The 25,600-nt window shown below is 66.8% G+C and carries 26 protein-coding genes; 6 read left to right on the top strand and 20 right to left on the bottom strand.

Annotation, left to right across the window (positions count from 1 at the left end):
• Nucleotides 1-39: 39 nt before the first annotated feature.
• Together DNK34_RS09725 and DNK34_RS09720 are read left to right on the top strand one after the other, a co-directional pair.
• Complete coding sequence (locus DNK34_RS09725; RefSeq protein ID WP_131173776.1) at nt 40-411, top strand: YajD family HNH nuclease; 372 nt, start codon at nt 40-42, stop codon at nt 409-411.
• 208 nt (nt 412-619) lie between these two features.
• Nucleotides 620-1,087 (top strand): RNA methyltransferase, encoded by a 468-nt coding sequence (locus DNK34_RS09720; protein WP_131173777.1) that lies wholly within the window; start codon nt 620-622, stop codon nt 1,085-1,087.
• 157 nt (nt 1,088-1,244) lie between these two features.
• Here the strand turns inward: DNK34_RS09720 and DNK34_RS09715 are convergent, their stop codons facing one another.
• The 10 genes from DNK34_RS09715 to DNK34_RS09670 form a co-directional block, all read right to left on the bottom strand.
• Nucleotides 1,245-1,877, bottom strand: coding sequence for a LysE family translocator (locus tag DNK34_RS09715; RefSeq protein ID WP_131173778.1), 633 nt, complete (start codon nt 1,875-1,877; stop codon nt 1,245-1,247).
• 320 nt (nt 1,878-2,197) lie between these two features.
• Nucleotides 2,198-4,696: a TonB-dependent receptor gene (locus tag DNK34_RS09710; RefSeq protein ID WP_131173779.1), complete on the bottom strand. Its 2,499-nt coding sequence runs from the start codon at nt 4,694-4,696 to the stop codon at nt 2,198-2,200.
• Between the two features lie 125 nt (nt 4,697-4,821).
• Entirely contained in the window at nt 4,822-5,781 is a 960-nt protein-coding gene (locus DNK34_RS09705; protein WP_131173780.1) for a FecR family protein, read from the bottom strand.
• Complete coding sequence (locus DNK34_RS09700; RefSeq protein WP_131173888.1) at nt 5,778-6,308, bottom strand: RNA polymerase sigma factor; 531 nt, start codon at nt 6,306-6,308, stop codon at nt 5,778-5,780. The genes DNK34_RS09705 and DNK34_RS09700 overlap by 4 nt, the downstream gene beginning before the upstream one ends.
• Before the next feature lie 174 nt (nt 6,309-6,482).
• Entirely contained in the window at nt 6,483-7,709 is a 1,227-nt protein-coding gene (locus DNK34_RS09695) for a hypothetical protein (RefSeq protein WP_131173781.1), read from the bottom strand.
• Between the two features lie 125 nt (nt 7,710-7,834).
• Nucleotides 7,835-8,284, bottom strand: a complete 450-nt coding sequence (locus DNK34_RS09690; RefSeq protein ID WP_131173782.1) for a YcgN family cysteine cluster protein — start codon at nt 8,282-8,284, stop codon at nt 7,835-7,837.
• Nucleotides 8,285-8,356: 72 nt separating this feature from the next.
• Nucleotides 8,357-9,289: a D-2-hydroxyacid dehydrogenase gene (locus DNK34_RS09685; protein WP_131173783.1), complete on the bottom strand. Its 933-nt coding sequence runs from the start codon at nt 9,287-9,289 to the stop codon at nt 8,357-8,359.
• A gap of 20 nt (nt 9,290-9,309) precedes the next feature.
• Nucleotides 9,310-9,603, bottom strand: a complete 294-nt coding sequence (locus tag DNK34_RS09680) for a YcgL domain-containing protein (RefSeq protein ID WP_131173784.1) — start codon at nt 9,601-9,603, stop codon at nt 9,310-9,312.
• Complete coding sequence (gene rnd, locus DNK34_RS09675) at nt 9,600-10,733, bottom strand: ribonuclease D (RefSeq protein ID WP_131173785.1); 1,134 nt, start codon at nt 10,731-10,733, stop codon at nt 9,600-9,602. Before rnd ends, DNK34_RS09680 begins: the two co-directional genes overlap by 4 nt.
• Before the next feature lie 230 nt (nt 10,734-10,963).
• Nucleotides 10,964-11,647 carry a spermidine synthase gene (locus DNK34_RS09670; RefSeq protein ID WP_131173786.1) on the bottom strand — a complete coding sequence of 228 codons (684 nt, stop codon included), beginning with the start codon at nt 11,645-11,647 and terminating at the stop codon, nt 10,964-10,966.
• Between the two features lie 310 nt (nt 11,648-11,957).
• Here DNK34_RS09670 and DNK34_RS09665 point away from each other — a divergent pair, with 310 nt between their 5' ends.
• The 3 genes from DNK34_RS09665 to DNK34_RS09655 all read left to right on the top strand — a co-directional run bounded on the left by DNK34_RS09665 (nt 11,958) and on the right by DNK34_RS09655 (nt 15,307).
• A complete protein-coding gene (locus tag DNK34_RS09665; RefSeq protein WP_131173787.1) occupies nt 11,958-12,815 on the top strand; it encodes a sulfurtransferase in 858 nt (285 codons plus the stop codon).
• 572 nt (nt 12,816-13,387) lie between these two features.
• Nucleotides 13,388-13,867, top strand: coding sequence for a hypothetical protein (locus DNK34_RS09660; protein WP_131173788.1), 480 nt, complete (start codon nt 13,388-13,390; stop codon nt 13,865-13,867).
• A gap of 150 nt (nt 13,868-14,017) precedes the next feature.
• Complete coding sequence (locus DNK34_RS09655; protein ID WP_131173789.1) at nt 14,018-15,307, top strand: OmpP1/FadL family transporter; 1,290 nt, start codon at nt 14,018-14,020, stop codon at nt 15,305-15,307.
• Nucleotides 15,308-15,936: 629 nt separating this feature from the next.
• Here DNK34_RS09655 and DNK34_RS09650 read toward each other — a convergent pair.
• The 3 genes from DNK34_RS09650 to DNK34_RS09635 form a co-directional block, all read right to left on the bottom strand.
• On the bottom strand, nt 15,937-16,488 hold the full coding sequence (locus tag DNK34_RS09650) for a glutathione peroxidase (RefSeq protein ID WP_131173790.1): 552 nt from the start codon (nt 16,486-16,488) through the stop codon (nt 15,937-15,939).
• A 422-nt stretch (nt 16,489-16,910) separates the two neighbouring features.
• Complete coding sequence (locus DNK34_RS09640; RefSeq protein ID WP_411269289.1) at nt 16,911-18,089, bottom strand: MFS transporter; 1,179 nt, start codon at nt 18,087-18,089, stop codon at nt 16,911-16,913.
• Nucleotides 18,090-18,166: 77 nt separating this feature from the next.
• Nucleotides 18,167-18,571 (bottom strand): MarR family winged helix-turn-helix transcriptional regulator, encoded by a 405-nt coding sequence (locus DNK34_RS09635; RefSeq protein WP_131173793.1) that lies wholly within the window; start codon nt 18,569-18,571, stop codon nt 18,167-18,169.
• 114 nt (nt 18,572-18,685) lie between these two features.
• Between DNK34_RS09635 and DNK34_RS09630 the strand changes: the two genes are divergently transcribed.
• The gene (locus DNK34_RS09630) at nt 18,686-19,015 is read left to right on the top strand and encodes a four-helix bundle copper-binding protein (RefSeq protein WP_131173794.1); all 330 of its coding nucleotides are present in this window, start codon (nt 18,686-18,688) and stop codon (nt 19,013-19,015) included.
• A gap of 25 nt (nt 19,016-19,040) precedes the next feature.
• Here the strand turns inward: DNK34_RS09630 and DNK34_RS09625 are convergent, their stop codons facing one another.
• The 7 genes from DNK34_RS09625 to cbiB form a co-directional block, all read right to left on the bottom strand.
• A complete protein-coding gene (locus DNK34_RS09625) occupies nt 19,041-19,763 on the bottom strand; it encodes an adenosylcobinamide-GDP ribazoletransferase (protein ID WP_131173795.1) in 723 nt (240 codons plus the stop codon).
• Nucleotides 19,760-20,335, bottom strand: coding sequence for an alpha-ribazole phosphatase family protein (gene cobC / locus DNK34_RS09620; protein ID WP_131173796.1), 576 nt, complete (start codon nt 20,333-20,335; stop codon nt 19,760-19,762). Before cobC ends, DNK34_RS09625 begins: the two co-directional genes overlap by 4 nt.
• Nucleotides 20,332-21,387 (bottom strand): nicotinate-nucleotide--dimethylbenzimidazole phosphoribosyltransferase, encoded by a 1,056-nt coding sequence (gene cobT, locus DNK34_RS09615; protein WP_131173797.1) that lies wholly within the window; start codon nt 21,385-21,387, stop codon nt 20,332-20,334. Before cobT ends, cobC begins: the two co-directional genes overlap by 4 nt.
• Entirely contained in the window at nt 21,384-21,905 is a 522-nt protein-coding gene (gene cobU, locus DNK34_RS09610; protein ID WP_131173798.1) for a bifunctional adenosylcobinamide kinase/adenosylcobinamide-phosphate guanylyltransferase, read from the bottom strand. Before cobU ends, cobT begins: the two co-directional genes overlap by 4 nt.
• Before the next feature lie 299 nt (nt 21,906-22,204).
• Nucleotides 22,205-23,671: a cobyric acid synthase gene (locus DNK34_RS09605; protein WP_131173799.1), complete on the bottom strand. Its 1,467-nt coding sequence runs from the start codon at nt 23,669-23,671 to the stop codon at nt 22,205-22,207.
• On the bottom strand, nt 23,668-24,660 hold the full coding sequence (cobD, locus tag DNK34_RS09600; protein ID WP_131173800.1) for a threonine-phosphate decarboxylase CobD: 993 nt from the start codon (nt 24,658-24,660) through the stop codon (nt 23,668-23,670). Before cobD ends, DNK34_RS09605 begins: the two co-directional genes overlap by 4 nt.
• A complete protein-coding gene (gene cbiB, locus DNK34_RS09595) occupies nt 24,653-25,555 on the bottom strand; it encodes an adenosylcobinamide-phosphate synthase CbiB (protein WP_411269290.1) in 903 nt (300 codons plus the stop codon). The genes cobD and cbiB overlap by 8 nt, the downstream gene beginning before the upstream one ends.
• Nucleotides 25,556-25,600 lie beyond the last annotated feature (45 nt).

Below are 25,600 nucleotides of genomic sequence, written 5' to 3'. Positions count from 1 at the left end.
GCCCCTTTATACTGACGGGCCAACCCCCAAGGAGCGATCATGAGCAGCCCGTCCACGCCTACCTCCAAGCTCGACCGAATCCTCGCCGACGCCCAGCGCGAACGGGAATCCGGCTATCGCGACAAGGCCCTGCGCATGTACCCCCATGTCTGCGGCCGCTGCGCCCGCGAATTCTCCGGCAAGCGCCTGAGCGAGCTGACCGTGCATCACCGTGACCACAACCACGACAACAACCCCCAGGACGGCTCCAACTGGGAGTTGCTGTGCCTCTACTGTCACGACAACGAGCACGCCCGCTACACCGACCAGCAGTATTTCAGCGAAGGCTCCACCGCCAGCCAGCAGGGCCCGAAGTCGACCCACAAGGCCTTCGCCGACCTCGCCGCCCTGCTCAAGGGCAAGCAGCAGTAACCCCCATGCCTTTCAAGATCTGCGAAAGACGACTATCGGCTAACGACAGCCATAAAGCCGCAAAGAGCGCTGAAGGCTGGACGAGAAGAGCAACGCCGCATTTCGTCCAGCCTCAAGCCTCCAGCGCTCTTCTCGAGCCGCCAACATGTTGAAAGGCATGGCAGCAACCCCCGTATAATCCCGCTCCTTTGCGCGCAAGGCCTGCCCCGTGGCGAACAAACGATACAGCTGCATCGGACTCTACAACCCCAAGTCCCCGGAGAACGTCGGCGCCGTCATGCGCGCCGCCGGCTGCTACGGGGTCGCCTCGGTGTTCTATACCGGCAAGCGCTACGAGCGCGCGCGGGATTTCATCACCGATACCAAGCGGGTCCACCTGGATATCCCACTGATCGGCATCGACGACCTGCAGAAGGTCATTCCCCTGGGCTGCACCCCGGTCGCCGTGGAACTGGTGGACGGCGCCCACCCGCTGCCGAGCTACACCCACCCCGACCGTGCCTTCTACATCTTCGGCCCGGAGGACGGTTCGCTGGACAAGCACATTCGCGCCTGGTGCGAAGACGTGGTGTACATCCCGACCCAGGGCTGCATGAACCTGGCGGCCACCGTCAACGTCGTGCTCTACGACCGCATGGCCAAGGGCAACAACACCAAGACCGGGGCCCGCTACTAGGTCCATCCAGTGTCGGCATGAAGGCGGTAGCGGACGGCCGATAGGAGCGCTAGAGGCTGGAGGCTGAACGACAAGCAAACCGCATAGGCTCTTTCGTCCAGCTTTCCAGCCTCAAGCGCTTTTGATCGAAGGCCGAAGGCTGCTTTCGTCGGCGGATTCAGCCGCGCCGTTCGCTGAAGGCCAGGCCGATGCCCATGGCCATGATCACCGCGCCGGCGCCGGTCTGCTGCCAGCGCCGCCAGTGCGGGCGATTGCCCAGGCGGCTGCCGAAGTGTCCGCAGAGCACCGCGACGCCGGCATTGATCAAGGTACCGCACAGGTTGAACAACAGCCCCAGCAGCAGGATTTCCCAGATGAACGCCGGCGATGCCGGATGGGCGAATTGCGGCAGGAACGCCAGGAAGAACAGCGCCACCTTGGGATTGAACACATTGACCAATGCGCCTTGCCAGAAGATCTGCCACAGGCCGGCAGGCTCCAGGCCCACACGCGGGTCGCTGCGCCAGCCCGAGCGGATCAGCTGGATACCCAGCCAGATCAGGTACAGAGCCCCGACCCACTTGACCACACTGAAGGCCAGTGCCGACATCATCAGCAAGGCGGAGAGCCCGAATGCGGCGGCGAAGATGTGCACCAGGCAGCCCGCACCGATGCCGAGGCTGGAGACCAGGCCCGCGGTCGTGCCCTGAGCACTGGAGCGGGAGGCGATATAGAGCATGTCCGGGCCGGGCGTCAGGTTCAGCGCCAGGGTCGCCGCCAGGAAGAATGCGAAATGTTCGATTGCCAGCATGGGCCGCCCTCTGCTTTCGCCCAGAGGTTAGGCCTGTCACGCGCACCTATCAAGGCCATCGGCGCGCCTGGCCCGCCCTTCGGACGAAAAGCGGGATTGCACTGCCTGTCTCAGAACCTGTTCAACGGCTCGCGAGCTAGAGACATGCAAGGCCCAGGAAAACAGACGAGGAAGCGGACTGGGCTCGCACACGAATCTACCAATTGTAATGAGCAGACTCGCCCCTTCGGGGCCGCACTGCAGTGTGTTGGCCGCAAGCGGCCTGCCGAACCTGCTTCTAATGCAGCAGGGCCGACGCGCAGCCAACGTTGCACGGGCTCTCAGAAGAACTGCGACACACTGACCTTGATATTGCGCCCTACCCCGGATACCGATTCACCGAGGTACGGGTAGTACTCGCGATTGAACAGGTTGTCCACGGCCAGGCGGGCCTCGAAACCATCCAGTTGTGTCGGCTGCCAGCTGGCGAACAGGCCATGCAAAGCGTAGCCCTGGCTTTTCGGCAGGCTCCAGCCGGAAGCGAGCGGATCGTCGTCGGTGGGCGAGCGATCCTGGCGGCGCACGAAATGGCCCGTCCAGCCGAACGCCATGTCCGCTTCCGGTACCTTGACGCCGAGCGTGGCGACCGCCTTGCGCGGGGGGATCTCGGCGATCCAGGTCCGCGGCCCCCAGGGATTGCGTGGCGAGGCGTCGCGCTGGCCGCGGATATAGGACAGCGACAGGCTGCCGAACAGACGCGGGCTGTCATAGAAGGACTCCACCTCCACGCCCTCGATGGTGTAGCCCGGCAGGTTGCGCTGGTTGCTCAGCGGTTGCGCGCAGATGCCGTTGCCCGAGCCGGTCTGGATCTGTTCGAGGCAGGAAATGCCGGTGCGTTTGAATATCTCGTCCTTGCCACGGTTCTGGAACAGGGTGGTGCGGATCTGCAGGCTGTCATCGGCGCGCAGCAGGCCGTCGAAACTGGCGATGCTGCCCAGGCGTATGCCACGGATGCGTTCGGGGTCCAGACCCCGGCTGGTCGCCGGCACGCTGCTGACCGCGCTCTGCACCTCGTAGCTCTCGTCGATCAGCGGCGCGCGCCAGGTCTTGCTGAAGTCGGCGAAGAACGCCAGGTTCTCGCTGGCCGTCCAGAAAATGCCCAGGCGTGGCGACCAGCCGGTATAGCTGACGCTGCGGTAGTCGTGGCCATACCGTGGGTCGGGGTTGTTGTAGCGCGGCGCCAGGCTGGCCTCGCCGCGGGTGATCACCTGGTCATAGCGCAATGCCGGGGTGATGGTCAGCGCGCCCAGGGTGATCGCATCCTGGAGGAAAGCGCTGCGGGTTTCCTGCTCGCCGGAGGGCATGTAGTAAGGCTGGTACAGGCCGTGGTTGTAGGTGGCGTCATTGACCTTGCTGCGATCGAACATCAGGGTATCGCGCTCGTGCGCATGCCATTGCACGCCGACAGTCAGCGCGTGCTCGAAGAGCCCGGTGCTGAACAGGCTCTCGTTCTTCAGCTCGCCGAGGCGGTCGCTGTAGTCGACCCAGCTTTCGTTGCCCAGCGATGCGGCGAAGCCGGCGCTGGCGATTTCCGGGCGTTTGTCGTGCTGGCTGGTCTGGGAATAGGCGAAGCTGGCGGTGAGGTTGATCAGCGGATTGTCCAGTGGCGTGTAATTCCATTTCAGCGCGTAGTTCTCGTCATCCTGATCGCGCTTGACCAGCTTGCGCTTCCAGGCGCCATCGAGGCCATAGCGCTCGATCTCGGCGGCGCTCGGTGCCGGCAGATCGTCACGCTTGGCGGCAAAGGGCTCCCAGGCATTGCTGTTGGTCTGCATCACCGACAGGCTGATCAGGTGTTCCTCGCTGGGCCGCAGGTTGCTCTTGAACAGGAATCCCCCGAGGCTGTTGGACGAATACGCGAAACGCGTGCCGTCGGGCCGCTCGATGTCGTCGCCATCACGTCCGCTCATGTACAGCAGGGCATCCAGGCGCCGGTCCTCGGTCTGCCCGAACACCGCGCCGCTGTAGATCTGCTGGCGGTCGTTGCTGTGGTAGCCGTACTTGACGAAGGCACCGCTGTTGCGCCCTTCGCGCAGCATGTCGGCGGGGTCCTTGGTGTCGACACGGATCACCCCGGCGAAACCGCCATTGCCGTACAGGGTGCTGTGCGGGCCCTTGTCCACCTCGATGTGTTTGATCAGTTCAGGCTCGATGAACACCGAACCCTGGCGGTACTTCTCGAAGCCCTTGGGGGCGCCGTCGAGGATCACCTTGACGTCTTCGACATCGCCCATGCCCCAGATATTCAGGGTCTGCCCGCCCGGGCGCGGCGAACCGCTGGCGCTGACGCCCGGCAAGGTATCCAGCAGCGCCGCGATGTTGTCCGCCTGCTGCCGCTCGATGTCCTCCCGCTGCAGGGTCGAACGCCCGGCGCTGTCGCCGTCGATGCGCTGACCGAGGATGCTGGTACCGCCGAGCAGCAGTGCGTTGCCACGTTCGCCGGCGGCACTCGGCACGCCGTTGCTGGCGCTGCGCACGACGAAGCCCTCGCCCGCCTCGAGCAATTCGAATCCGGAGCGGGCCAGCAGGCGCTCCAGCGCCTGACGCGGGGTGAAGCGTCCGGACAGGGCCGGCGCCTCGAGGTCATGCAACTGCGCCTCCTGGAACAGGATCTGCAACTGGCCTTGCCGGGCCAGAGCGGTCAACGCGCTGGCCATGGGCTGCGCGGGCAGGTCGAAGGTGAATTCCTCGGCCAGGGCGGCACTGCCATACAGGCAGCCGGCCAGCGAGATACCGGCGCACAGGTGGCGCAAGGCAAAACGGGTGTCGCGAGCGTTCATCCAAATATCCCCAGATACTGCTGAAAACCGCCCCGGCATGGGCGGACATCTGGGAGACGCAGCATCCGGCAAAACCCGCATATGCGAATGAAAAATATTTTCATCTTATGCGCTCAGCTACGTGCCTAGCGCGGATGGATCAGGGCCCTGCCATCGCGCAGACGCTCGACCTGCACGGGTAGCAGGTGGGGCAAGGCGGCGAGGAAATCATCGGGTTGCTCGATGTTCAGGCTGCCGGACACCTGCAACCCGGCCAGTCGCGCATCGCCCAGTTGCACCGGTGCCTCGCGGTAGGCCGAAAGCTCGTCCAGCAACTGCCCGAGGGGCCTGTTGTGGAAGATCAGCTGGCCCTGGCGCCAGCTGGCGATCTCGTCGGCGCCGCGCCGCGTGCGTTGCAGGGTCGCCGTGCGGTAGTCGTAATCGGCGCTGTCGCCGGCACCGAGCAGGGTCTCCCCGAGGTCATCGGCGTCGGCCTGCAGGGCGACCCGGCCACTTTCCACCGCCACGCCCAGCGACTGCGCGCCACGGCGTACCGTGAAGCGTGTGCCGACGACCCGCACCCGGCCCTCTCCGGCGAGCACGTCGAACGGTCTTCCCGGAGCGGGAGCCACGGCGAAGTAGGCTTCGCCCTGGGTCAGCCGCACCTCCCGGCGGTCGGTGTAGAAACGCACACGGATCCGCGAATCGACGTTCAGCGAAATCCGCGAGCCATCCTGCAACTCGACATCGCGCTGCTCGCCCCTGGCGGTCTGCAGTTCCAGTTCGTAGCCAGGTCTCTCCCATAACCCGCCAGAGGTGCTGAGCAGCAGGCCGCCGACGATCATGGCGCAGGCCGCCAGTTCCCGGAACAGACTCCAGCGACGGGGTCGTACAGGTTCCGCGGGCGGGGTCGCCGGGCGGCGAATCCGATCGCATTCGGCCCAGATCCGCTGCAGCTCGCTGAACGCCCGGGCATGCGCCGGATCGGCGGCCAGCCAGGCCTGCAGCAGCGCGTCCTGCTCGGCGGACAGCGGGTTGCCGGAACAGCGGCTGAACCAGTAGGCGGCCTGCTCGTCGACGGATTGCATCGCCTTGTTGTCGTTCATGATTCGCCGTCCTGGCCGTGCAGGCGTCGTTTGCAGTGCAGCAAGGCACTGGCGATGTGCTTTTCCACCATGCTCAGGGAAATCCCCATGCGCCGGGCGACCTCCGCCTGCGACAGGCCATCGAACTTGTGCAGCACGAAGGCTTCGCGGCGACGCGGCGGCAGATCCTCCAGTGCCTGGGCCAATGAGCACAAGCGTTGCTGTTGCTCGAACTGCTCCTGCGGACTCGTCTGGCGCTCGTCCACCATGCCTCCCAGCAGTTGTTCGGCATCGGCGCCGTCTTCGTTGCGCGGACACACCCGCTGGCGGCGCCAGTGATCACGCAACAGGTTGCGGGCGATCTGGAACAGGAAGGCGCGGGGTTGCTCGACGGGGCGCCCTTCGCGCCAGCCGAGCCACTGAGCGAAGGCGTCCTGGGCGAGATCGGCGGCATCGGCCGAACTGTCCAGGCGCTTGCCGAAAAACCTCAGCAGTTCGGCGTGAAAGGCACGGTACGCACTCGATACCATGCCCCGCCGCTCATCCACGGCAGGCGGCCCCACCACCCTGTGCCTTCGTCATATGCCCTCGCCCCGAGCATCGCTTCAGAACGGAGACGGAATCCCTGAAGCGACGCACCAATGATAATGAATATCATTATATGCCAGGACATCGGGAAAAAGGCAAAGCCGGCTTGCGTACCACGCCAGGCGCGCTGGCGCTCAACGCAGCAGCCTGTTGTCCAGCACCTTGGAGCTGCGCCCCATGACGTTCTCGCTGATCTCGATGAAGTCCTTGGTGCTGACCTTGTCCAGGCGCATCAGGCCACGGGTGACATCGTCCAGCGAGCGCTGCTGGCCATCCTTGGTGGCCTGACGGATCTCGCGGTCGAGTTCCTGCAGCAGCAGTACCGCACGGGCGGTGATCGGCCCGGTCGAGTGCTCGGTGCGCAGCGACTTGACCGGCTTGCTCCACTTGATCAGATGCTCGCGCACCTTCTGGTAGCGATCCTCGCTGAGGCCGCCGGCACGGCGCATCAGCTCGATGGCGTAGTACTCGGCCAGGCCCTCGCTGATCCAGTCGCTGTTATCGGTGTCGCTGATGCGGCTGAACACGTGCACCAGCTCATGCACCAGCGAACTGGTGCCGTTCTCGCTGACCAGCGGGCGGTCGGCGTGCATGAAATAGGAATTGGGCGCCGACAGGCCGCCGCGCCACATCGGATCGCCAGCGCCCACCACCAGCAGCTTGGCCGGGTCACGGGGGAATACCGCCTGCACTTCCGGCCAGACGAAGGTCAGCAGGGTCAGCACGTCCATGCGGCGCATGCCCTCGCCCACCGGGGCGGCGATGGTCACGTCGGTTTCGCCGAGCTTGGCCCGACGGGTGCCGATCTTGCCGGCGAGAATCCAGCCCGTGGGACGGTCGAACTTGCGTTGCTTGTTGTCGATGCGGAAGGTGTTCTTGCCCACCCGCGGCCAGCCGGTTTCCACGCTGCGCCAGCCCTTGGGCAGGTCGAACTGCAGACGCGCCACCAGGTTGGTGCCGTCGACCTGATCGAGCACGGCGCTGGGGATCAGGTCATCGCCGCGCAGCAGCGCCCAGTCAGCGGTCATCCGCGCATCGTAACGGCCCTCGCCGCGCGGATGGCTGATGCGCACCTTGTAGCTCAGCCTGGTCTTGCCCTTGGCCGGCACCCACAGGCCGCGCTGGGCAGACGTCTGCGTCCACTGGCCGTCGGCGCTGAAATCGCTGTAATAACCCTCGTCGCCCAGGTTGAAATTCAGGCTGCGTACCCGCTCGCCCTTTTCCAGGCTGATGCTGACCTCGGCCTGGTCGCTCTCGGGGAGAAACTTGACCCGGTAATCGAGATTGACCCTTTCCGCCGCCCACACAGGTGTACCGGTACTCAGCAGAACGACGGACAGCAGCAGGCAGCGAAGCGACATAGGGGGCAACTCCAGAACAGACGAAGCGGAACGTTCCATGGGTCGGGGCACAGCAACCGCACAGGCACGATGAAGGTATAAGACAGCAACCCGCTTAAGCGATCCTTAATAACTTATTCCAGCTCTCAGCCGGCGCGAAAGATCAGGTGCTCTTCCCAATCCTCTTCGGCCACGCTGTTCTCGCTGAGCATGCGCCCCGCCTGGGAGATACGCTCGAGATGAACCGCCTCGGGGTCGCCGCACACCAGGTGGTGCCAGAGCGGCAGATCCTTGCCCTCGCTGACCAGACGGTAGCCGCAGGTGGGCGGCAGCCACTGGAACTGGTCCGCCTGGGCCGGGGTGAGCTGGATGCAGTCGGGCACGAAGGTGGTGCGGTGCGGGTAGTCGCTGCAGCGACAGGTCTTCAGGTCGAGCAGCTTGCAGGCGATGCGCGTGTAGTAGACCGCGCCGTCATCCTCGTCCTCGAGCTTCTGCAGGCAGCACAGCCCGCACCCATCGCACAGCGACTCCCACTCCTGCTCGTCGAGTTGCCCGAGGGTCTTGCGTTTCCAGAAGGGTTCTACTTTGGCGGCCATGAGCGACATACGGGGATAAGGAGCGACAAGGCCGGCAGTCTAGGACTGCCGGCAGTGCAGTACAAGCGCCGCTCAGTAACCGCGGGTGAAATCCACCTGCCCCTGCAACGCAGTGCCATCGCGGTAACGCTGCAGGTTGCCCAAGAACAGCTCGATCAATCGAGCCGGCGGCGTCGGCGCGGCGCTGTGTCCGGTCAGCAACAGGTTATCGGCCGTCCAGAACGGATGCCCGGCAGGCAGGGGCTCCTCGCGGCAGACATCGATCACCGCGGCGGCCAGACGCCGCTGCGCCAGCGCCGCGACCAGATCCTCGTCGACCACCGCCGTGCCGCGGCCGGCATTGATGAACACCGCCGACGGCTTGAGCCGGGCGAACAAGGCGGCATCGTAGACATCGCAGGTGGCCGGCGTATTGGGCAACAGGTTGACCAGGTAGTCGGCCTCGGCCGCCAGCCGCGGCAGTTCCTGCAGGCCGGCCACCTCGGCGAAAGGCGCCAGGGTTCGCGCGCTGCTGGCGATGCCGCGCAATTCGACGCCGAAGGGCTGCAGGAAACCCGCCACGGCGACACCGATCTCGCCGGCGCCGACGATCACCACCCGGCGCCCGGCCAGGCTGCGCGGCTGACGGTTGTCCCAGCGCTGTTCGCGTTGCGCCTGCAGACGGGAGAGCAGTTGCCGTTCATGGGCCAGCATGTGCCCCAGCACGTACTCGGCCATGACCTGGCCGAACACGCCCACGGCGCGGCTCAGCAGGTAGTCGCGCGGCAGATCGTCGGCCAGCAGCGGCGTGATGCCGGCCCAGGTCGACTGCAGCCACTGCGGCCGCAGTCCGCCACGCAACAGCTCGGCGAACCGATCCGGTTCCCCGAGCCATACCGGGCAGTCGGCCGCCTGTCCGGCGAGTTCGGCCGGCTCGCTGCCGGCCACCAGTTGCAACTGCGGCGCGGCCCGTTGCAGCAACTCGCGGTAGCGGTCGTGGTCGGCTTCGGCGATCAGTACGCGCATGGGACGCTTCCTCGCTTGATTCAGACCGGGTCGTTACGGCGCAACAGCTCTTCCGGCAGGTGCTCGATGTAATCGTCCTCGGGAGGTGGCATCTGCAGGTGGAAGCCCTGCTGGTCGAGGTTGTCGAGTACCTTGTGGATGTCCTCGCGGGCCAGGGCGCGCTCGGGCGTCAGCACCATGTCGAAGGCGTGGATCGGCGGGCCGAAGGCGCTCAGCAGGTTCTCCGGCACGCGCTTGAGCGCATCGGCACGCAGCACGTACAGGTACATTTCGCTCTTGCGCGGGCTTCTGTAGATGGAGCAGATACGCTTCAAGCAGGTTCTCCTTCGGCGGCCAGGCAGTCGAGCAGGGCCTGGCCCATCAATTCACGGCGCCAGCCACGCAGGCTCTCGGGCAGGTGGTAGGGGCCATCCGGATAGCCGCTCTTGAGCAGGGCTTCCAGGGTCTTCTTGCGCAGCATCAGTTCGGGGGCGATACCCAGGCGCTCGCCTTCGCGCTGGCCCACGGCGCGCAGCTTCTTCAGCAACCCCGTGGCTTCCAGCGGCAACGGCTCGGGCAAGGCCGGCGGCCACTCGCTGGCGGGCAATGCCGCAGCATCCCGGATCAGTTGCAGGATGGTCTCGCCGTCCTGCCGCACGGTCTTGGGATGCATGTCCTCGATCCGCGCCAGGCTCACCAGATCGCTCGGCTGGCTGCGCGCCAGCGGCCACAACGCATGCTCGCGCAGGATGCGGTTGCGCGGCTGGTTACGCGCCCGCGCCTGCCGCTCGCGCCAGGCGCACAGCGCGCGCAGCACCGCCAGTTGCGCGCGGGACAGCTTCCAGGCCAGCTTGGCCTCGCGATAAGCGTCCTCGGGGGCGATCTCGCGGCCAAGCGCGGCGACCAGTTCGGCGCCGTCTTCCAGCACCCAGGCGTTCTTCTCGGCGGGCAGGCGTTCCTGCAGGCGCAGATAGAGGTGGGCCAGGTGCAGCACATCTTCGGCGGCGTAGCTGACCTGGGTCTCGGACAAGGGGCGCTGCAGCCAGTCGGAACGGGTTTCGCCCTTGGGCAACTCGATAGCCAGCACCGCCTGCACCAGGCGCGAATAGCCCATGGAGAAACCGAGGTTGAGGTAGCCGGCGGCCAGTTGCGAATCGAACAGCGGCGCCGGCAGGCTGCCGGTCAGGCGCAGCAACACCTCCAGATCCTCGCTGCAGGCATGCAGCACCTTGACCACCGCCGGATCGCGCAGCAGCTCGGCGAAGGCCGACCAGTCGTCGATCAGCAGCGGATCGATCAGGTAGGCCCGCTCGCCCTCGCTGACCTGCAGCAGGCCAGCGATCGGATAGAAAGTGTCGACCCGCATGAACTCGGTGTCCAGGGCCACGAAAGGCAGCTTGCGCCAGGCCGTGCAGTGTTGCGCCAGAGTGGCGTCGTCGCGAATCCAGAGAATGTCGATAGCCACGCGGCTCTCCCATACAGAATGCCGCGCAGTATATCCCGTGCGCCCCCGGATTCCTCGCCCCATTGCATCGGCGGGCGAGCCACCTCAGAACGGTTCGATACGCAGGCGCTCGCGCAGCCCGGCGCAGCTGGGCAACAGGGGTTCGCGCAACTCGTCGGCGAGCAGCCCGCAAAAAAAGGGGCTACCCGGGCGAAGGTCTGCAGCGGATGCGTAGCGTGATCGCCCCGATCTCAGCCCTGCCTCTCGGCGATCCAGATGGTGTGCCGCGTGCCCTTGTTGCCATGGGCATGGACCTGGCGCTCCTGCACCTGGAATCCAACCTTGCGCAGCCGTTCGGCAAACCGCCGGTCGGCACTCGCCGACCACACCGCCAGCACCCCGCCGGGGCGCAGCGCCCGGGCGCAGTTGCGCAGCCCCTCCGCCGAATAGAGCCAGTCGTTGCCACGCTGGGTCAGCCCCTCGGGCCCGTTGTCGACATCCAGCATGATCGCGTCATAGGCGCGCTCGGCCCCGCGCAGGAGATTGGCGACGTCATCCTGCAGCACCCGGGTACGCGGGTCGTCCAACGGCTTGCCGGCTTTTTCGCCCAGTGCGCCGCGGTTCCACTCGATCACCCCCGGCACCAGCTCGGCCACCTGCACTTCGGCGTCGGCGCCCAGGTGCTGCAGGGCCGCCGCCAGGGTGAAGCCCATGCCCAGGCCACCGATCAGCACCCGTACCCCGGTGCGGGCCGCCACCTGCTGGCAGGGAATCGCCGCCAGGGCGTCCTCGGAGCCGTGCATGCGCGTATTCATCAACTGACCGCCGTCGCCGCCGGCGATCTTGATCACGAAATCCTCGCCGTACTGGAACAGACAAAGGGCACCGCTGGTGCCGGGAATCGGTGCGCTATCCAGCAGAATGAAGCGTTTCATGGTGGCTCTCGGCGTGATGGTTGCCTGAAATCGACAGGCGCGGGGACTAATGCCCGTCAGTTAAGCGTTTGGCCTGCAAAACGGCGGTTTGCCCTGGCCCTGTTGGAGCCGCGACCCCGCGGCGAATCGTGGCCATGCCGCGATTGTTGCAGCATGGACGCCAGCGCATCGCGCCGGGTCGACGCTCCTACATGGGCTGTGGTTGCCGCGCCTCAAACCTTATCTGATCGGCATCAGGCGCGGGGCGGTTTTTTCCGCCGCGCGCAGCGGTCTATGATGACGGTCGCCATGCACTGCCAGGAACAAGCCCATGCCCCTCGCTCAACTGATCACCGCCCCCCGACTCGCCGAACGCCTGCAACGGCCCGGCCTGTTGATCCTCGACTGCCGCACCTCGCTGGAAGACCCCGCCTACGGCAGGCGCAGCTATGCCGAGGGGCACATTCCGGGAGCCCGCTTCGCCAGCCTCGACGAGGATTTCTCCGGGCCGGTGACCAAGGGCGTGAGCGGGCGCCATCCACTGCCCGATGCCGGACGCCTCGGCCAGCGCTTGCGGGAATGGGGCCTCGATACCGACAGCGAGGTAGTGCTGTACGACGACGGCCCGGGCGCCTATGCCGCCCGCGCCTGGTGGCTGCTGGCCTGGCTGGGCAAGCGCGATGGCGTGTACCTGCTCGACGGCGGTCTCAAGGCCTGGCGTGAGGCGGACCTGGCGCTTTCCCCGGTCGAACCGCCCGCGGCCCGGCCGGGCAACTTCCAGGAGCGGGCCGACGACAGCCTGGTCATCGATGCCCGACAGCTGCAGCAACGCCTGGACACCCCGGATCTGACGCTGCTCGACGCTCGCGCCCTGCCGCGCTTTCGCGGTGAAGTGGAGCCCCTGGACCCGGTCGCCGGGCATATTCCCGGCGCCCACTGCGCCGCCTTCACCGACAACCTGGACAGCAGCGGCCGCTTCCTGCCGGCGGCGCAACTCAGGCAGCGCTTCGCCGCCTACCTGCAGCAGCGCCCGGCCAGCGAGCTGGTGGCGTACTGTGGCTCCGGGGTCACCGCCTGTCATAATCTGTTCGCCCTGAGCCTGGCCGGCTACCCACTGGCGCCGCTGTATGCCGGCTCCTGGAGCGAATGGGTGACCGACCCGGAACGGCCGGTCGCCAGCGGCGACTGATTAAAGGTGCCCCCGGTGTCGCGTCAACCATGAAATGTCGGACGTAGATATCGTCCCGTCCCGAGACCTTCCCATGTCGTTCGGAGTCAGCGTGCCCATTTGTAGGAGCGTCGCCCCCGGCGCGAATCGATGGTGGCCGCAACGCGATATCGGTGCCGCGCATGCCATTCGCCCCCGGGCGGGGCTCCTACGCTAGCGCGGCAAACCGCCGACCGGGTATAGGAGCGTCAACCTCGGCGCGACACGATTGCGGCCATCCCGCAGAGTCCGCGGCATGGTCGCCATTCGCCGCCCGGCCTGGCGAGATTGCTCGCGGCAACGAGGCTTGCGCTGAAGCGTCAACAGCCCCTAGTAAGCACCAGACGGCATATAGGTCTTTATGCAAATCCTCAAACGATTTAAAAACAGCCCTTTACAGCGACAACTTAACGCTAGACTTCAACTTGAGCGGCCAACCCCGCTCCCGGTGGGGTCAACGCTGGTTTCGCCGCAGTCGTGAGTCGGTCGAAACCACCTCCAGAAGCATAGCTGCCAACGCCCTCCCCCACCGGTCACTTGCTGCCGAGGCCTGTATGGGAATCGCCGCCTGCGAACTGAATCAGCACGTCATCCGCCCCACGCTGCTCTACCTGGGGCGCCAGTCCATCGCCGCCGAAGCGCTGCTGCTGGGCACCGCCGCCTGCCAGTCGGCGCTGGGGGCGGCCCTGGACGGCTACAACGGACACGGCCTTTACCGCATCGCCGAGTCCCGTCACCAGCAGCTCTGGGATCGCCACCTGGCGCACGATCCCGAACTGGCCAGCCGCATCCGTGGCCTGGCCAGCCAGCATGCCTTTCTCAGCGCGCCGCACCTGGAACTGACGTTCAACCTGCGCTATGCCACGGCCATCGCCTGGATGCTGATCGAAACCCAGATGGCCGAACTGCCTGGCGCCGACGACCTGCCGGCACAGGCCCTGATCTGGCAGCAGGTTTTCCGCCCCCACGGCAAACCGGATGAATTCATCGCCGCCTGGCAACGCTGCATTCTCGGTGTGGCCGTGGCGGCGTGAAAAATGACTGCTCGGTCAACGGTGCCATTCGCCGCCAACCTCTATATCCTGCCCTCCCACCTCGAAGGATCGTGTGAACACCTGAACTTTCCGGTTTTGCCAGGAGTCAGCAAGCCGAAGGCTCAATCTCGACCCGCCTAGGAGTAACCCGTGACTACAAGAATCCTAAAGACCGGATTGGCAATCGCTATTGCATCCACCTCCAGCTATGGCCTGGCCAGCGGCTTTGCCCTCAACGAACAGAGCGTGGCAGGCATGGGCATGTCCTTCGCCGGCCGCTCCTCGTCCGCCGAAGATGCCTCCACGGTATTCGGCAATCCGGCCGGCATGGCGCGGATCAAGCGCGAACAGATCAGCCTGGGCGTGGCCGCCATCCATGCCAAGAGCGATATCAGCAACACCAGCAGCAGCACGGCCGCAGGAACGCCCAACGGCGGCAGCAACGATGGCGACATGGTGCCGACCACCGGCGTGCCCATGGGTTACTACGTCAAGCCGCTGGACGACAAGGTCGCCTTCGGCATCGGTGTCTATGCGCCTTTCGGCCTGGCCACCGAGTATGAAAACGGCTTCCAGGGCCGCTACTTCTCGGACAAGAGCTACGTACGGGTCGTTACCCTGCAGCCAACCCTGAGCTACCGCTTCAACGACCAGCTGTCGGTCGGCTTCGGCCCCACCTTCAACCATATCGAAGGTGAACTCACCTCGTCGCTGACCAACCCCATCGGCCCACCCGGCAGCAACGACGGCAAGGTCAAGATCAAGGGCGACGATGTGGCGGTAGGCTTCAACGTCGGCGTGCTGTACGAGTTCACCCCGCAGACCCGGGTCGGCCTGGCCTACCATTCGCGGGTCAAGTACGAGCTCGAGGGCGATACCCGCGTATCCGGCCCAGGCGCGGTGATCGGCACCTCGGCGGGCAAATACGATGCCTCCCTCGACCTGACCACCCCCGAGTCGGTGGACCTGTCCATCACCCATGAGCTGGACGAAGCCTGGACGCTGTATGCCGGCAGTACCTGGACCCGCTGGAGCCGCTTCAAGGAGATCCGCGTGGAGAACGAAGGCGTCGGCGGGCTGCTGGCCCCCGGCCTGAGCACCATCGTCGAAGAACAGGACTGGCACGACACCTGGGCCCATGCCGTCGGCGTGTCCTACAAGCTCAATCAGCAGTGGGTGCTGCGTACGGGCGTGGCCATCGACCAGACGCCGACCAACAATACCCACCGCTCGCCGCGCATCCCCTCGGGCGACCGCACCATCTTCAGCGTTGGCGCCGGCTGGAGTCCCAACGACGACATGACCCTCGACCTGGCTTACTCCTACCTCAAGGAAGAAGACATCGACATCAGCCGCAGCACCGATACCCGCGGCACCTACAATGCCCGCTACAAGAACAGCGCCCACGGCCTGGGCGCGCAACTGACCTACCGTTTCTGAGCCAGCCGCCAGCGTGCATGGCCGACGCCGTGCACGTTGGCAAGCGATCGACTCGGTATCGCGGTCGCCCGGCCCTTCAGGAGCGGATTTTTGCTGAATGGCTGCAATCGCTCCGCCCCGGGGTCGGGGCTCCTACACGCACCTTGGCTTTCCGCAATCCCGGAGGAGCTGCGACCCCGCAGCGAATGGGTGCACGCCGCGAATCTTGCCGGATGGCCACCATCGCTTCGCCCCGGGGTCGGGGCTCCTACACGCACCTAGGCTTTCCGCAATCCCGTAGGAGCTGCGACCTCGCAGCGAATGGGCGCGCGCCGCGAATCTTGCGGGATGGCCACCATCGCTTCGCCCCGGGGTCGGGGCTCCTACACGAACGTTGCCTTTCCGCAATCCCGTAGGAGCTGCGACCTCGCAGCGAATGGTGGTCGCGCCGCGAATTTTTCAGGATGGCCACCCTCGTCTCGCCCCGGGTCGGGGCTCCTACCCGAACGTTGCCTTTCCGCAATCCCGTAGGAGCTGAGACCTCGCAGCGAATGGTGGTCGCGCCGCGAATTTTTCAGGATGGCCACCCTCGTTTCGCCCCGGGGTCGGGGCTCCTGCCATCGAGCCTTTCGATCTTTTCAGGACGGTCTCTATCGCGTCGAGGCGATCGCCTGCTCCACGGCTTCGATCAGTTGCGGATCATCCGGCGTGGTCCTGCTGGAAAAGCGCGCGATCACCTTGCCCTGGCGATCGACCACGTACTTGTAGAAATTCCAGCGCGGTGCAGCCGTCTGCGCGGCCAGTTCCTTGAACAGGGGAATGGCCTGGTCGCCGGTGACCGGCTGCGTCTCGCTCATGGTGAAGGTCACGCCGTAATTCACGTAGCAGACCGTGGCGGTTTCCTCGGCATCCTTGGATTCCTGGCGGAACGAATCCGACGGTACGCCGAGCACTTCCAGCCCCTGCTCCCGATAGCGCTGATAGAGCGCCTCCAGCCCCTTGAATTGGGGCGCGAAGCCACAGAAGCTGGCGGTATTGACCACCACCAGCGGCTTGCCGGCGAACTGCCCGCAGAGGTCGATGCGCTCCTTGCCGCGCAGCTTGGGCAATTCGCCCTGCAACAGCGCCGGGCATTCGGCGGCCAGCACGGGTGTGCTCAAGGCCAGCAGGGTCAGGGGAACGGCAAGCAGGCGCAGCGACATGGTGGTTTCTCTCCAGCATCGGATAGGGTCTGTTGACGTTTCAGCGCAAGCCGCGTTGCTGCGCAAAATCTCGCCAGGCTAGGCGGAGGACGCCGGGAATAGTGTTCCCTTGCCAAGTCCTCCAACAACGCATGGCGAGATTTTTCGCGCAACCCGCAGGGCCGGGCCCGTTTTGCCGCGATGCTGCGTTTCTCGCCGGCTCATTTAGCTTGCTAAACTTCGCGGCTCGTGCCTTGCCTCGCGGCAAAACGGGCTCCGGCGCGGTCGTGCTGAAACGTCAACAGACCCTAAGAGCTTAGCTCAACAAAGGCTCATGCCCAGTTGTAAAAGGGCCAGCCCGCCCTGGCGCCACCCCCATAGAATCACGGCCAGCAGTAAGGCGGCGCCCAGCCCCAGGGCGGCGGCAAGCCAGGCGGACGCCTTCACGCCTGCGCGCCAACGCCCTGCAGGCGCGCGACCGGTTGCTCGCGAACCGGCCAGTTCAGGGCCGCGGCCAGCACGCTGAGGAGGATGGATATCTGCCAGACCAGGTCGTAGCTGCCGGTATGGTCATACAGATAGCCACCCAGCCAGCCGCCGAGAAACGAGCCCAACTGGTGGAACAGGAAGACGATGCCGCCGAGCATCGACAGGTTGCGCACGCCGAACAGCGTCGCCACGGTGCCGTTGGTCAATGGCACCGTGGACAACCACAGCAGGCCCATGGCGACACCGAAGGCATAGGCCGTCCAGGTACTCAAGGGAATGCTGATGAACAGCGCGATGACCACCCCGCGCGCCAGGTACAGGACGCTGAGCAGGCGCGGCTTGGACAGGCGGCCGCCGAGCCAGCCGGCGATGTAGGTGCCGAACACGTTGAACAGCCCCACCAGCGCCAGCACCGTGGTGCCGACCAGCGCCGGCAGATGCTGGTCGACCAGGTAGGCCGGCAGGTGCACGCCAATGAACACCACCTGGAAACCGCAGACGAAGAAGCCCAGCGCCAGCAGCCAGAAGCCGGAGTGCGAGCAGGCTTCGCGCAGCGCCTCGCCCAGGCTCTGCTCATGCCCGGCGGCCACCGGCAGCGGCCGATCCTCGATCATCGCGGCCAGCGGCACGATCAGCGCCACCAGCAGGCCGAGCACGATCAACGCGACCGACCAGCCCAGCCAGCTGAGCAGGCCCAGGCTGCCCGGCAGCATGGCGAATTGGCCGAAGGAACCCGCCGCCGCGGCGATACCCATGGCCATGCTGCGCTTCTCCACCGCGACGGCACGACCGACCACGCCGAGAATCACCGAGAACGAAGTGCCGGACAGGCCGATGCCGATCAACAGGCCCGCGCTCAGCGACAGCGACCAGGGCGAGTCCGCCAGGCCCATCAGCACCAGGCCCAGGGCATACAGCAGGCCGCCGGCGACGATCGCCCGGCGCGCGCCGAAACGGTCGGCCAGCGCGCCGGTGAATGGCTGGGTAATGCCCCAGATCAGGTTCTGCAAGGCGATGGCGAAGGCGAATACCCCGCGCCCCCAACCGAACTCGTCGCTCATCGGCGACAGGAACAGCCCGAAGCCATGCCGTGTTCCCAGCGACAGGGCGAGAATCAGGGAAGCCCCCAGCATCAGCCAGAGACTGGTACGCCTTGCGCGGCTCATTGCATGTCCTTTTTCGTTGGGAATTTATCGACGCTCACAACCGTTCACTCGAGACTGGCCAGCAGTTCGGCCAGCGCCTCCCTGTGCCGCGGCTGCAGGCGCTGGTTCAACTGTGTCTGCACCGCCTCCCAGGCGTTCAAGGCCTGTCCCAGGGCCTGCTCGCCCGCCCCGGTCAGGCCGACCAGGCGATTGCGCTGGTCGCTGCCGCCCTGCAGGGCCACCAGGCCCTTGCCTTCGAGCACGCGCAGGTTACGCCCCAGGGTGCTGCGCTCCAGGCCCATGGCCTGGGCCAGGTCGGTGATGCTCGGTCGCTCGAGGCGCTGCAGGTGCCTGAGCAGGGAATACTGGGCACCGCTCAGCCCGATATCCCTGAGGGCATCGTCATACAGTTTGCTGACGCCACGACTGGCGCGACGCAGGCGGGTGCACAGGCATTCGGTAGGCAACATGGATTACATGTATATACCCGCTTTATCCGACTGGCAACCGCACGCGGGCAAAAACAGCCGAACGGAGCCAGCCGTCTCCGGTCAACCGCAGGAACCCCACACGGAGCAACGATCATGCTGTCCAACCGCTATGCATCCTGCATCCAGGCCTGCAGCGCCTGTGCCATTGCCTGTGAAACCTGCGCGGCGGCCTGCCTCGAAGAAGAGGATGTGGCGATGATGCGCACCTGTATCCAGCTCGACCGCGATTGTGCCGACATGTGCCGCCTGGCCGAGGCTCTGATGCTGCGCGACAGCGCCCTGGTCGACGCGTTCTGCCGACTCTGCGCGGTGGCCTGCCAGGCCTGCGCCGAGGAATGCGCCAAGCACGATCATTCGCACTGCCAGCAATGCGCCCAGGCCTGCCAGCACTGCGTGGACGAATGCGAGGCGCTGGCCGCCTGACTGCGCCCAACCGCTTTCTTGCCGCTTAAACCAGCACCAAGGCAACCAGGGCCGTGCACTCCAGCACTTCCAGCAGCGCGCCGGCGGTATCGCCCGTGGTACCGCCGAGGCGCTGCAGCAGCAGCCGACGCAGCAGCCAGAATGCCACCAGCACCACGAGCACGACCCCGAATCCGCCGAACAGCAGGCCGACCAGCACCAGCAGGATCAGCAGCGCCTTCGCCCCCGGCCTGGGCAAATGCTGGGCGAGCGCCTCGCCGAGGCCGCCGGAGCGCACATAGGGGGTGCACAGGAACAAGCCCAGCAGCGCGCCCCGGCCGATCACCGGCACCAGCAGCAACGCCAGGTATTCACCGCGTTCGAGCAACGCCAGCAACGCCGCGAACTTGAGCAGCAGCAGCAGGACCAGCACCACCACGGCCACGGGCCCGCTGCGCGGGTCCTGCATGATCGCCAGGGTACGCTCGCGGTCGCCGAAGCCGCCGACCCAGGCGTCGGCACTGTCGGCCAGACCGTCCAGGTGCAGCGCCCCCGTCAACCCGACCCAGAGAGCGAGCAGCAACGCCGCCTGCAGGGGCAATGGCGCGGATGCCGTCACAGCCTGGAGAAGCAGCAGCAACAGCCCGATCACCACGCCCACCAGGGGATAGCAGAGCAGCGACTGGCCCAGCTGTTGCGGCGTCGGCCTGGCGGCCAGACGCACCGGCAGGCGGGTGAGAAACTGCAGGGCGATCCAGAATGGTGTCATGGCAACTCCAGCAGGGAGCCGTCGGCGCCCAGGCGCAGACGGAACGACTCGGCGTAACCGACACTTACCTGCAGCAGGTCCTGACGCGGCAGGCCCCGGGCCCGCGCCAGCAGCAGACGCATCACGCCGCCATGGGTGATCAGCAGCAGGCGCTCGCCCGCATGCGCGGCCTGCAGGCGTTGCAAGGCGCCCAGCACCCGCGCTTCGAAGGCTGCCAGCGGCTCGCCGTCGGGCGGCGTGAAGGCATAGGGATCGGCCCAGAAGCGGCCCAGCGCCTCGGCGTCGGTGGCCATCAATTGCGCCGCACTGCGGCCTTCCCAGGCGCCGAAATGCAACTCCTGCAGATCCGCCTCGTAGCGCAATGGCAGTCGCCGCTGCCCGGCCACTTCCTCGGCGAAGCGCGCGCAGCGCTGCAAGGGTGAACTGACCAGCCGATCCCAGCGCTCATGCTCGCCCACGGCGGCCCGCAACTGGGCCCAGCCGACGGCGGTCAGGGCATCGTCGAGGCTGCCGCGCAGGCCACCGCCCTGTTCGGTCTCGCCATGCCGCAGCAGGTGCAGTTGCACGGTCACGACGGGCGATCCGCTACCGCGGCCTCGGCGAAGGTCGCCATGTCGTTGTGCAGGGCACAGGCCAGACGCAGTATCGGCACGGCCATGGCGGCGCCACTGCCCTCGCCCAGGCGCAACCCCAGTTGCAGCAAAGGCCGCGCCTGCAGCTCGGCCAGTACCCGCCGATGGCCGGGCTCGGCGCTCTGGTGGGCGAACAGCAGCCAGTCGCGGCAAGCCGGGTTCAACTGCACGGCCAGCAACGCCGCCACACTGCAGATGAAGCCGTCGACCAGCGCCGCCACGCCTTGCTGGGCGCACGCCAAGTAGGCGCCGGTCAACGACGCAATCTCGAAACCACCGAGGCGCCGGAGGATTTCCACGGGTTGCCCGGCGGCCTCGCGGTGCAAGGCCAGCGCCGCCTCGATCACCTCGCTCTTGCGTTGCACGCCACGGGCATCGAGACCGGTACCCGGCCCCACCAGATCGGCCACCGGGCAGCCCAGCAGGGCGCAGGCCAGGGCCGTCGCCGAGGTGGTATTGCCGATGCCCATTTCCCCGCCGATGAACAACTCGGCGCCCTCGCCAGCCGCGCGGATCACGCTGTCGCGCCCGGCCTGCAAGGCGATCAGCGCCTGGGCCGGGGTCATCGCCGGGCCGCGTAGGAAATTCTGCGTGCCGGCGCCGACCTGCAGGTGACGCACGCCCGGCAGCGGCTCCAGCGGTAGCGCCGTGCCCAGGTCGGTGACCTCCAGGGTCGCGCCCAACTGCCGCGCCAACACACTGATCGCCGCGCCACCACCGACGAAATTGCGCAGCATCTGCCCGGTCACGGCTTGGGGATAGGCCGACACGCCCTCGGCGACCACCCCATGGTCGGCCGCGAAGATGGCGATCCACAGCCGCTCGACGCCGGGGCGCTCACGCCCCTGCAAGGCGGCGAGCTGAATCGCCAGTTGCTCCAGCTGGGCGAGCGAACCGCTCGGTTTGGTCAACTGCCGCTGGCGGGCTTCGGCCTTGCGCCGGGCGACCGGGTCCAGCGGCTGGCAGGCGTTGTGCCACCAATCGAGGGTCATAGCGCCGCTCCCTTGAGCACCATGGGCAAGCCGGCCACGCAGAACACCACCCGCGGGCAGCGAGCGGCCAGGGCCTGATGCAGCCAGCCGGCTTCGTCCACATAGCGGCGGCTCAGCTCGCCCAGCGGCACCACGCCGAGGCCGCTCTCATTGCTCACCAGGATCAGGCGTCCCGGCAGCTCGTCGAGACAGGCCAGCAAGGCATCACGCTCCTGCTGCAGACGCTCGGTATCGTCCAGCAGCAGCAGGTTGGTCAGCCACAGGGTCAGGCAGTCGACCAGCAGGCAGCGCTGCGCCGTGGCCCGCTCGCGCAGCACCCGGGCCAGTTGCAGCGGCTCCTCGACCAGCCCCCATTGCGGCGGGCGGCGCTGGCGGTGCTGCAGGATGCGGCTGCTCATTTCGCCATCCAGCGCCTGGCTGGTGGCGATATAGGTCACCTCCAGCCCCGACGCCTCGGCCAGCCGCTCGGCCAACCGGCTCTTGCCGGAGCGGGCGCCACCGAGAATCAATTCATGCATGTCGCTCAACCTCGATTCGCAAAAAGCCACTGGTTCCACATCACAGATCAAATGTCGTATCCGAGCGAACGGGCTGAGTGGCGCAAGCGGCCATTGAGCTGCAAGCTGCAAGCTGCAAGCTGCAAGCTCGTAGGGTGGACGACGCTTCATCCGTCCACCGCTCTGCAATCGCAATGGTGGATGAAAAGAGCATCATCCACCCTACGTCCGCTTTCGCCTTATAGCTGCCATCCCTCATTACGATTGCCCCGTTCGCCGCCTCGGGCACATCGACCACCCTGGCCGACACATGACCGTTGCTAGGCCAGACCACAGAGCCCGCGCAATGCCGCCTCGTCCATATGCGTCTCGACCAGATCGGCCAGACGCTCGATATCGCGTTCGCGCAGGGCGTGGTAATCCACCGTCTGCACCGCCCGCAGTCCCGCCCAGCGCAGCAGCGCCGCACAGGCCTCGGTGGATTCGAACAGGCCGTGCAGGTAGGTGCCGAGCACCTGGCCATCGGCGCTCATGGCGCCATCGACACGACCATCGTCGAGACGCGCGGCCGGCGCCCGTAGATCCTCCCCGTGGCTCACCCCGGCGTGGATCTCGTAACCGCTGACCGGCGCATCCTCCAGGCAGAGCCGCCCGCTGACCGTGCGCAACTGCTTGTGCACCTCGAGCCGCGTGTCGATACGCAGCAGGCCCAGCCCCGCGCTGCTGCCCGCCGGCCCTTCCAGCCCGGCCGGATCCTCGATCCGGCGACCGAGCATCTGCAGGCCGCCGCAGATGCCCAGCACCTTGCCGCCATAACGCAGGTGCCGCTCGAGCGCCGCAGGCCAGCCCTGCTCGCGAAGATGGGCCAGGTCGGCGCGCACGCTCTTGGAGCCGGGCAGGATAATCAGATCGGCCGGGGGGATCGCCTGGCCCGCGCCGACGAAGCTCAGCTCGACCTGGGGATGCAGGCGCAGCGGATCGAAGTCGGTGTGGTTGCTGATGCGTGGCAGCACCGGCACCACCACCTTGAGCACCTGTTCGGCCTTGCTCACCTGGCGCCTGTCGATGGCGTCCTCGGCTTCCAGGTGAAAATCCATCAGGTAGGGCAACACGCCGAGCACCGGCTTGCCGGTACGCTGCTCGAGCCAGTCCAGCCCGGGTTGCAGCAGGGCGATGTCGCCGCGGAAACGGTTGATCACGAAACCCTTGAGCCGCGCCTGCTCACTGGGCGCGAGCAGCTCGAGGGTACCGACCAGGTGGGCGAAGACGCCGCCCTTGTCGATGTCGGCGATCAGGATCACCGGACAGTCGACCGCTTCGGCGAAACCCATGTTGGCGATGTCATTGGCGCGCAGGTTGATTTCCGCCGGCGAGCCGGCGCCCTCGACCATCACCACCCGATGCGCCGCACTCAGCCGACGGTGCGAGGCCAGCACCGCCTCGCGCGCCACCTGCTTGTAGTCGTGGTAGGCCACGGCATCCATGTTGCCGATGGCCTGCCCGTGGATGATCACCTGGGCCCCGGTATCGCTGTTGGGCTTGAGCAGCACCGGGTTCATATCGGTATGCGGCGCCAGGCCGGCGGCTTGCGCCTGCACCGCCTGGGCCCGGCCGATCTCGCCGCCATCGGCGGTCACCGCGCTGTTGAGCGCCATGTTCTGCGGCTTGAAGGGCGCCACGCTGACGCCCTGGCGGCGCAACCAGCGGCACAGTGCGGTCACCAGCGTACTCTTGCCGGCATCGGAGGTGGTGCCCTGCACCATCAGGGTCGCGCCCAGCCGGTTCATCGCGAGGCCTCGGCGAATACCTGTAACGCACGCTCCAGGCGCTGCCAGCCGTCTTCGTCCGGCGGCAGGCCGAAACGGATGCTCGGCGGACTGGCGAACAGGCGCGTGAGGATGCCATTGCAGGCCAGGAACTCATGCAGCACGGCCGCCCGCTCGCTGGCGACCCACTGGAACAGGGCGCAACCGCCGGTCGGCGGCAGCCCATGGCCGCTCAGCAGTTCGGCCAGGCGCAGGCCATCGTCGTTCAGGCGCTGACGCTGCCCCTGCTGCCCCGCGCGGTCACCGAGCAGATGGCTGGCCACTGCCCGGGTCGGCCCGCTCACCGCCCAGGGCCCGAGCAGCGCGGCCATCTCGTCGAGCAGCGCGGGACTGGCCAGCACGAACCCCAGCCGCGCGCCGGCCAGGCCGAAGAACTTGCCGAACGAACGCAGCACGATGAGGCCGGGCAGATGGCTGTGGGCCGCCAGACTCTGCTCGGGCGTGCAGTCGATGAAGGCCTCGTCGACCACCAGCCAGCCGCCCCGCGCCGCCAGCCGCGCATGCCAGGCGAACAGTTGCTCGGGGGAAAAGCGCCGCCCGGTGGGGTTGTTCGGATTGACCAGCAGCAGCACGTCCAGACGTTCCAGCGCCCGGTTGACGCTGGCCTCGCTGATTTCCAGGACGCGGTGCCCCTCGCGCTGCCAGGCCGCGGCATGTTCGGCATAGGCCGGCGAGACGATGCCCACCCGGGCCTCGCGCCGCAGCCGTGGCAAACACTGGATCGCCGCCTGCGAGCCGGCCACCGGCAACAGCCGGGCGACGCCGTAATAGGCGCAGGCGGCGGCCTCCAGGCCATCGTCCGGTTCCGGCAGACGCATCCAGGCCTGGGCCGGGATCGCCGGCAGCAGCCAGCCATAGGGAGCGACACCGGTGGACAGATCCAGCCAGTCGGACAAGGGAATGCCATGCTGCTGCGCAGCCAGGCGCAGGCGCCCTCCATGCTCAAGCAACGCACACCTCCCAGAGCAGCATCAGCGACAACCACAGCAGCACCCCGGCCCACACCCGGTTCATCGCCCGTTCGATATCCCGCGCCTTGGGCGCCGGGCCCTCCCCCAGCAGCGGACGCTGGTGCAATTCACCGTGATACACCGCGGCACCACCGAGGCTGATCCCCAGCGACCCGGCGCCGGCCGCCATCACCGGCCCGGCATTGGGGCTGTCCCATTGCAGCGCCTGACGCCGCCAGCAGCGCAGCGCCAGCCAGGTGCGGCCGAGCAACGCGTAGGTCAGCGCGACCAGCCGCGCGGGCACATAGTTGAGCACATCGTCAATCTTCGCCGCCGCCCAGCCGAACCGCTCGAAGCGTTCGTTGCGGTAGCCCCACATGGCATCCAGGGTATTGCTCAGGCGGTACAGCACCACCCCCGGCGCACCGACCAGCAGGAACCAGAACAGCGCGGCGAACACCGCGTCGCTGCCATTCTCCAGCACCGATTCGGTGCCGGCCCGGGCCACCCCCGTGGCGTCCAGCCCGGCGGTGTTGCGGCTGACCATATGGCCCACCCGCACGCGCGCCTCGGGCAGGTCGCCCAGGCGCAGGGCCTGGGCCACCGGCTGGGCGTGTTGGTCGAGGCTGCGCAGACCGAGCGCGGCATACAGGGCGATGATCTGCACCAGCCAGCCGATCCAGGGCAATTGTGCCAGCAGGCCGGTCAGCAGGGTCAGGGGCAACACCGCCAGGCACCAGGCACTGACGCCGTGGCTGCGCCAGCCGCCACCGGACGGATTGAAACGCTGCTCCAGGCGAGCGGCCAGCCGGCCAAAGCCCACCAACGGGTGCCAGCGCCTGGGCTCACCCAGGGCTGCGTCCAGTGCGACGCCGGCCAGCGCAGCGATGACCAGGCTCACGCGCGCCTCCACGAAGCGGGCGCCAGCCCCCGCGCATCG

Origin of the sequence: Phytopseudomonas dryadis, from assembly GCF_004327355.1 — a bacterium.
In the GTDB taxonomy this organism is placed as follows: domain Bacteria; phylum Pseudomonadota; class Gammaproteobacteria; order Pseudomonadales; family Pseudomonadaceae; genus Aquipseudomonas; species Aquipseudomonas dryadis.
Note: the sequence above shows the minus strand (reverse complement) of the source record. Positions and strands in the feature narration are given on the sequence as shown.

Coding starts and splice junctions, on each gene's coding strand:
- DNK34_RS09725 (WP_131173776.1), top strand. CDS start 40: ATGAGCAGCCCGTCCACGCCTACCTCCAAGCTCGACCGAATCCTCGCC.
- DNK34_RS09715 (WP_131173778.1), bottom strand. CDS start 1,877: ATGCTGGCAATCGAACATTTCGCATTCTTCCTGGCGGCGACCCTGGCG.
- DNK34_RS09710 (WP_131173779.1), bottom strand. CDS start 4,696: ATGAACGCTCGCGACACCCGTTTTGCCTTGCGCCACCTGTGCGCCGGT.
- DNK34_RS09705 (WP_131173780.1), bottom strand. CDS start 5,781: ATGAACGACAACAAGGCGATGCAATCCGTCGACGAGCAGGCCGCCTAC.
- DNK34_RS09695 (WP_131173781.1), bottom strand. CDS start 7,709: ATGTCGCTTCGCTGCCTGCTGCTGTCCGTCGTTCTGCTGAGTACCGGT.
- DNK34_RS09690 (WP_131173782.1), bottom strand. CDS start 8,284: ATGGCCGCCAAAGTAGAACCCTTCTGGAAACGCAAGACCCTCGGGCAA.
- DNK34_RS09685 (WP_131173783.1), bottom strand. CDS start 9,289: ATGCGCGTACTGATCGCCGAAGCCGACCACGACCGCTACCGCGAGTTG.
- DNK34_RS09670 (WP_131173786.1), bottom strand. CDS start 11,647: ATGAAACGCTTCATTCTGCTGGATAGCGCACCGATTCCCGGCACCAGC.
- DNK34_RS09665 (WP_131173787.1), top strand. CDS start 11,958: ATGCCCCTCGCTCAACTGATCACCGCCCCCCGACTCGCCGAACGCCTG.
- DNK34_RS09660 (WP_131173788.1), top strand. CDS start 13,388: ATGGGAATCGCCGCCTGCGAACTGAATCAGCACGTCATCCGCCCCACG.
- DNK34_RS09650 (WP_131173790.1), bottom strand. CDS start 16,488: ATGTCGCTGCGCCTGCTTGCCGTTCCCCTGACCCTGCTGGCCTTGAGC.
- DNK34_RS09640 (WP_411269289.1), bottom strand. CDS start 18,089: ATGCTGGGGGCTTCCCTGATTCTCGCCCTGTCGCTGGGAACACGGCAT.
- DNK34_RS09635 (WP_131173793.1), bottom strand. CDS start 18,571: ATGTTGCCTACCGAATGCCTGTGCACCCGCCTGCGTCGCGCCAGTCGT.
- DNK34_RS09630 (WP_131173794.1), top strand. CDS start 18,686: ATGCTGTCCAACCGCTATGCATCCTGCATCCAGGCCTGCAGCGCCTGT.
- DNK34_RS09625 (WP_131173795.1), bottom strand. CDS start 19,763: ATGACACCATTCTGGATCGCCCTGCAGTTTCTCACCCGCCTGCCGGTG.
- cobT (WP_131173797.1), bottom strand. CDS start 21,387: ATGACCCTCGATTGGTGGCACAACGCCTGCCAGCCGCTGGACCCGGTC.
- cobU (WP_131173798.1), bottom strand. CDS start 21,905: ATGCATGAATTGATTCTCGGTGGCGCCCGCTCCGGCAAGAGCCGGTTG.
- DNK34_RS09605 (WP_131173799.1), bottom strand. CDS start 23,671: ATGAACCGGCTGGGCGCGACCCTGATGGTGCAGGGCACCACCTCCGAT.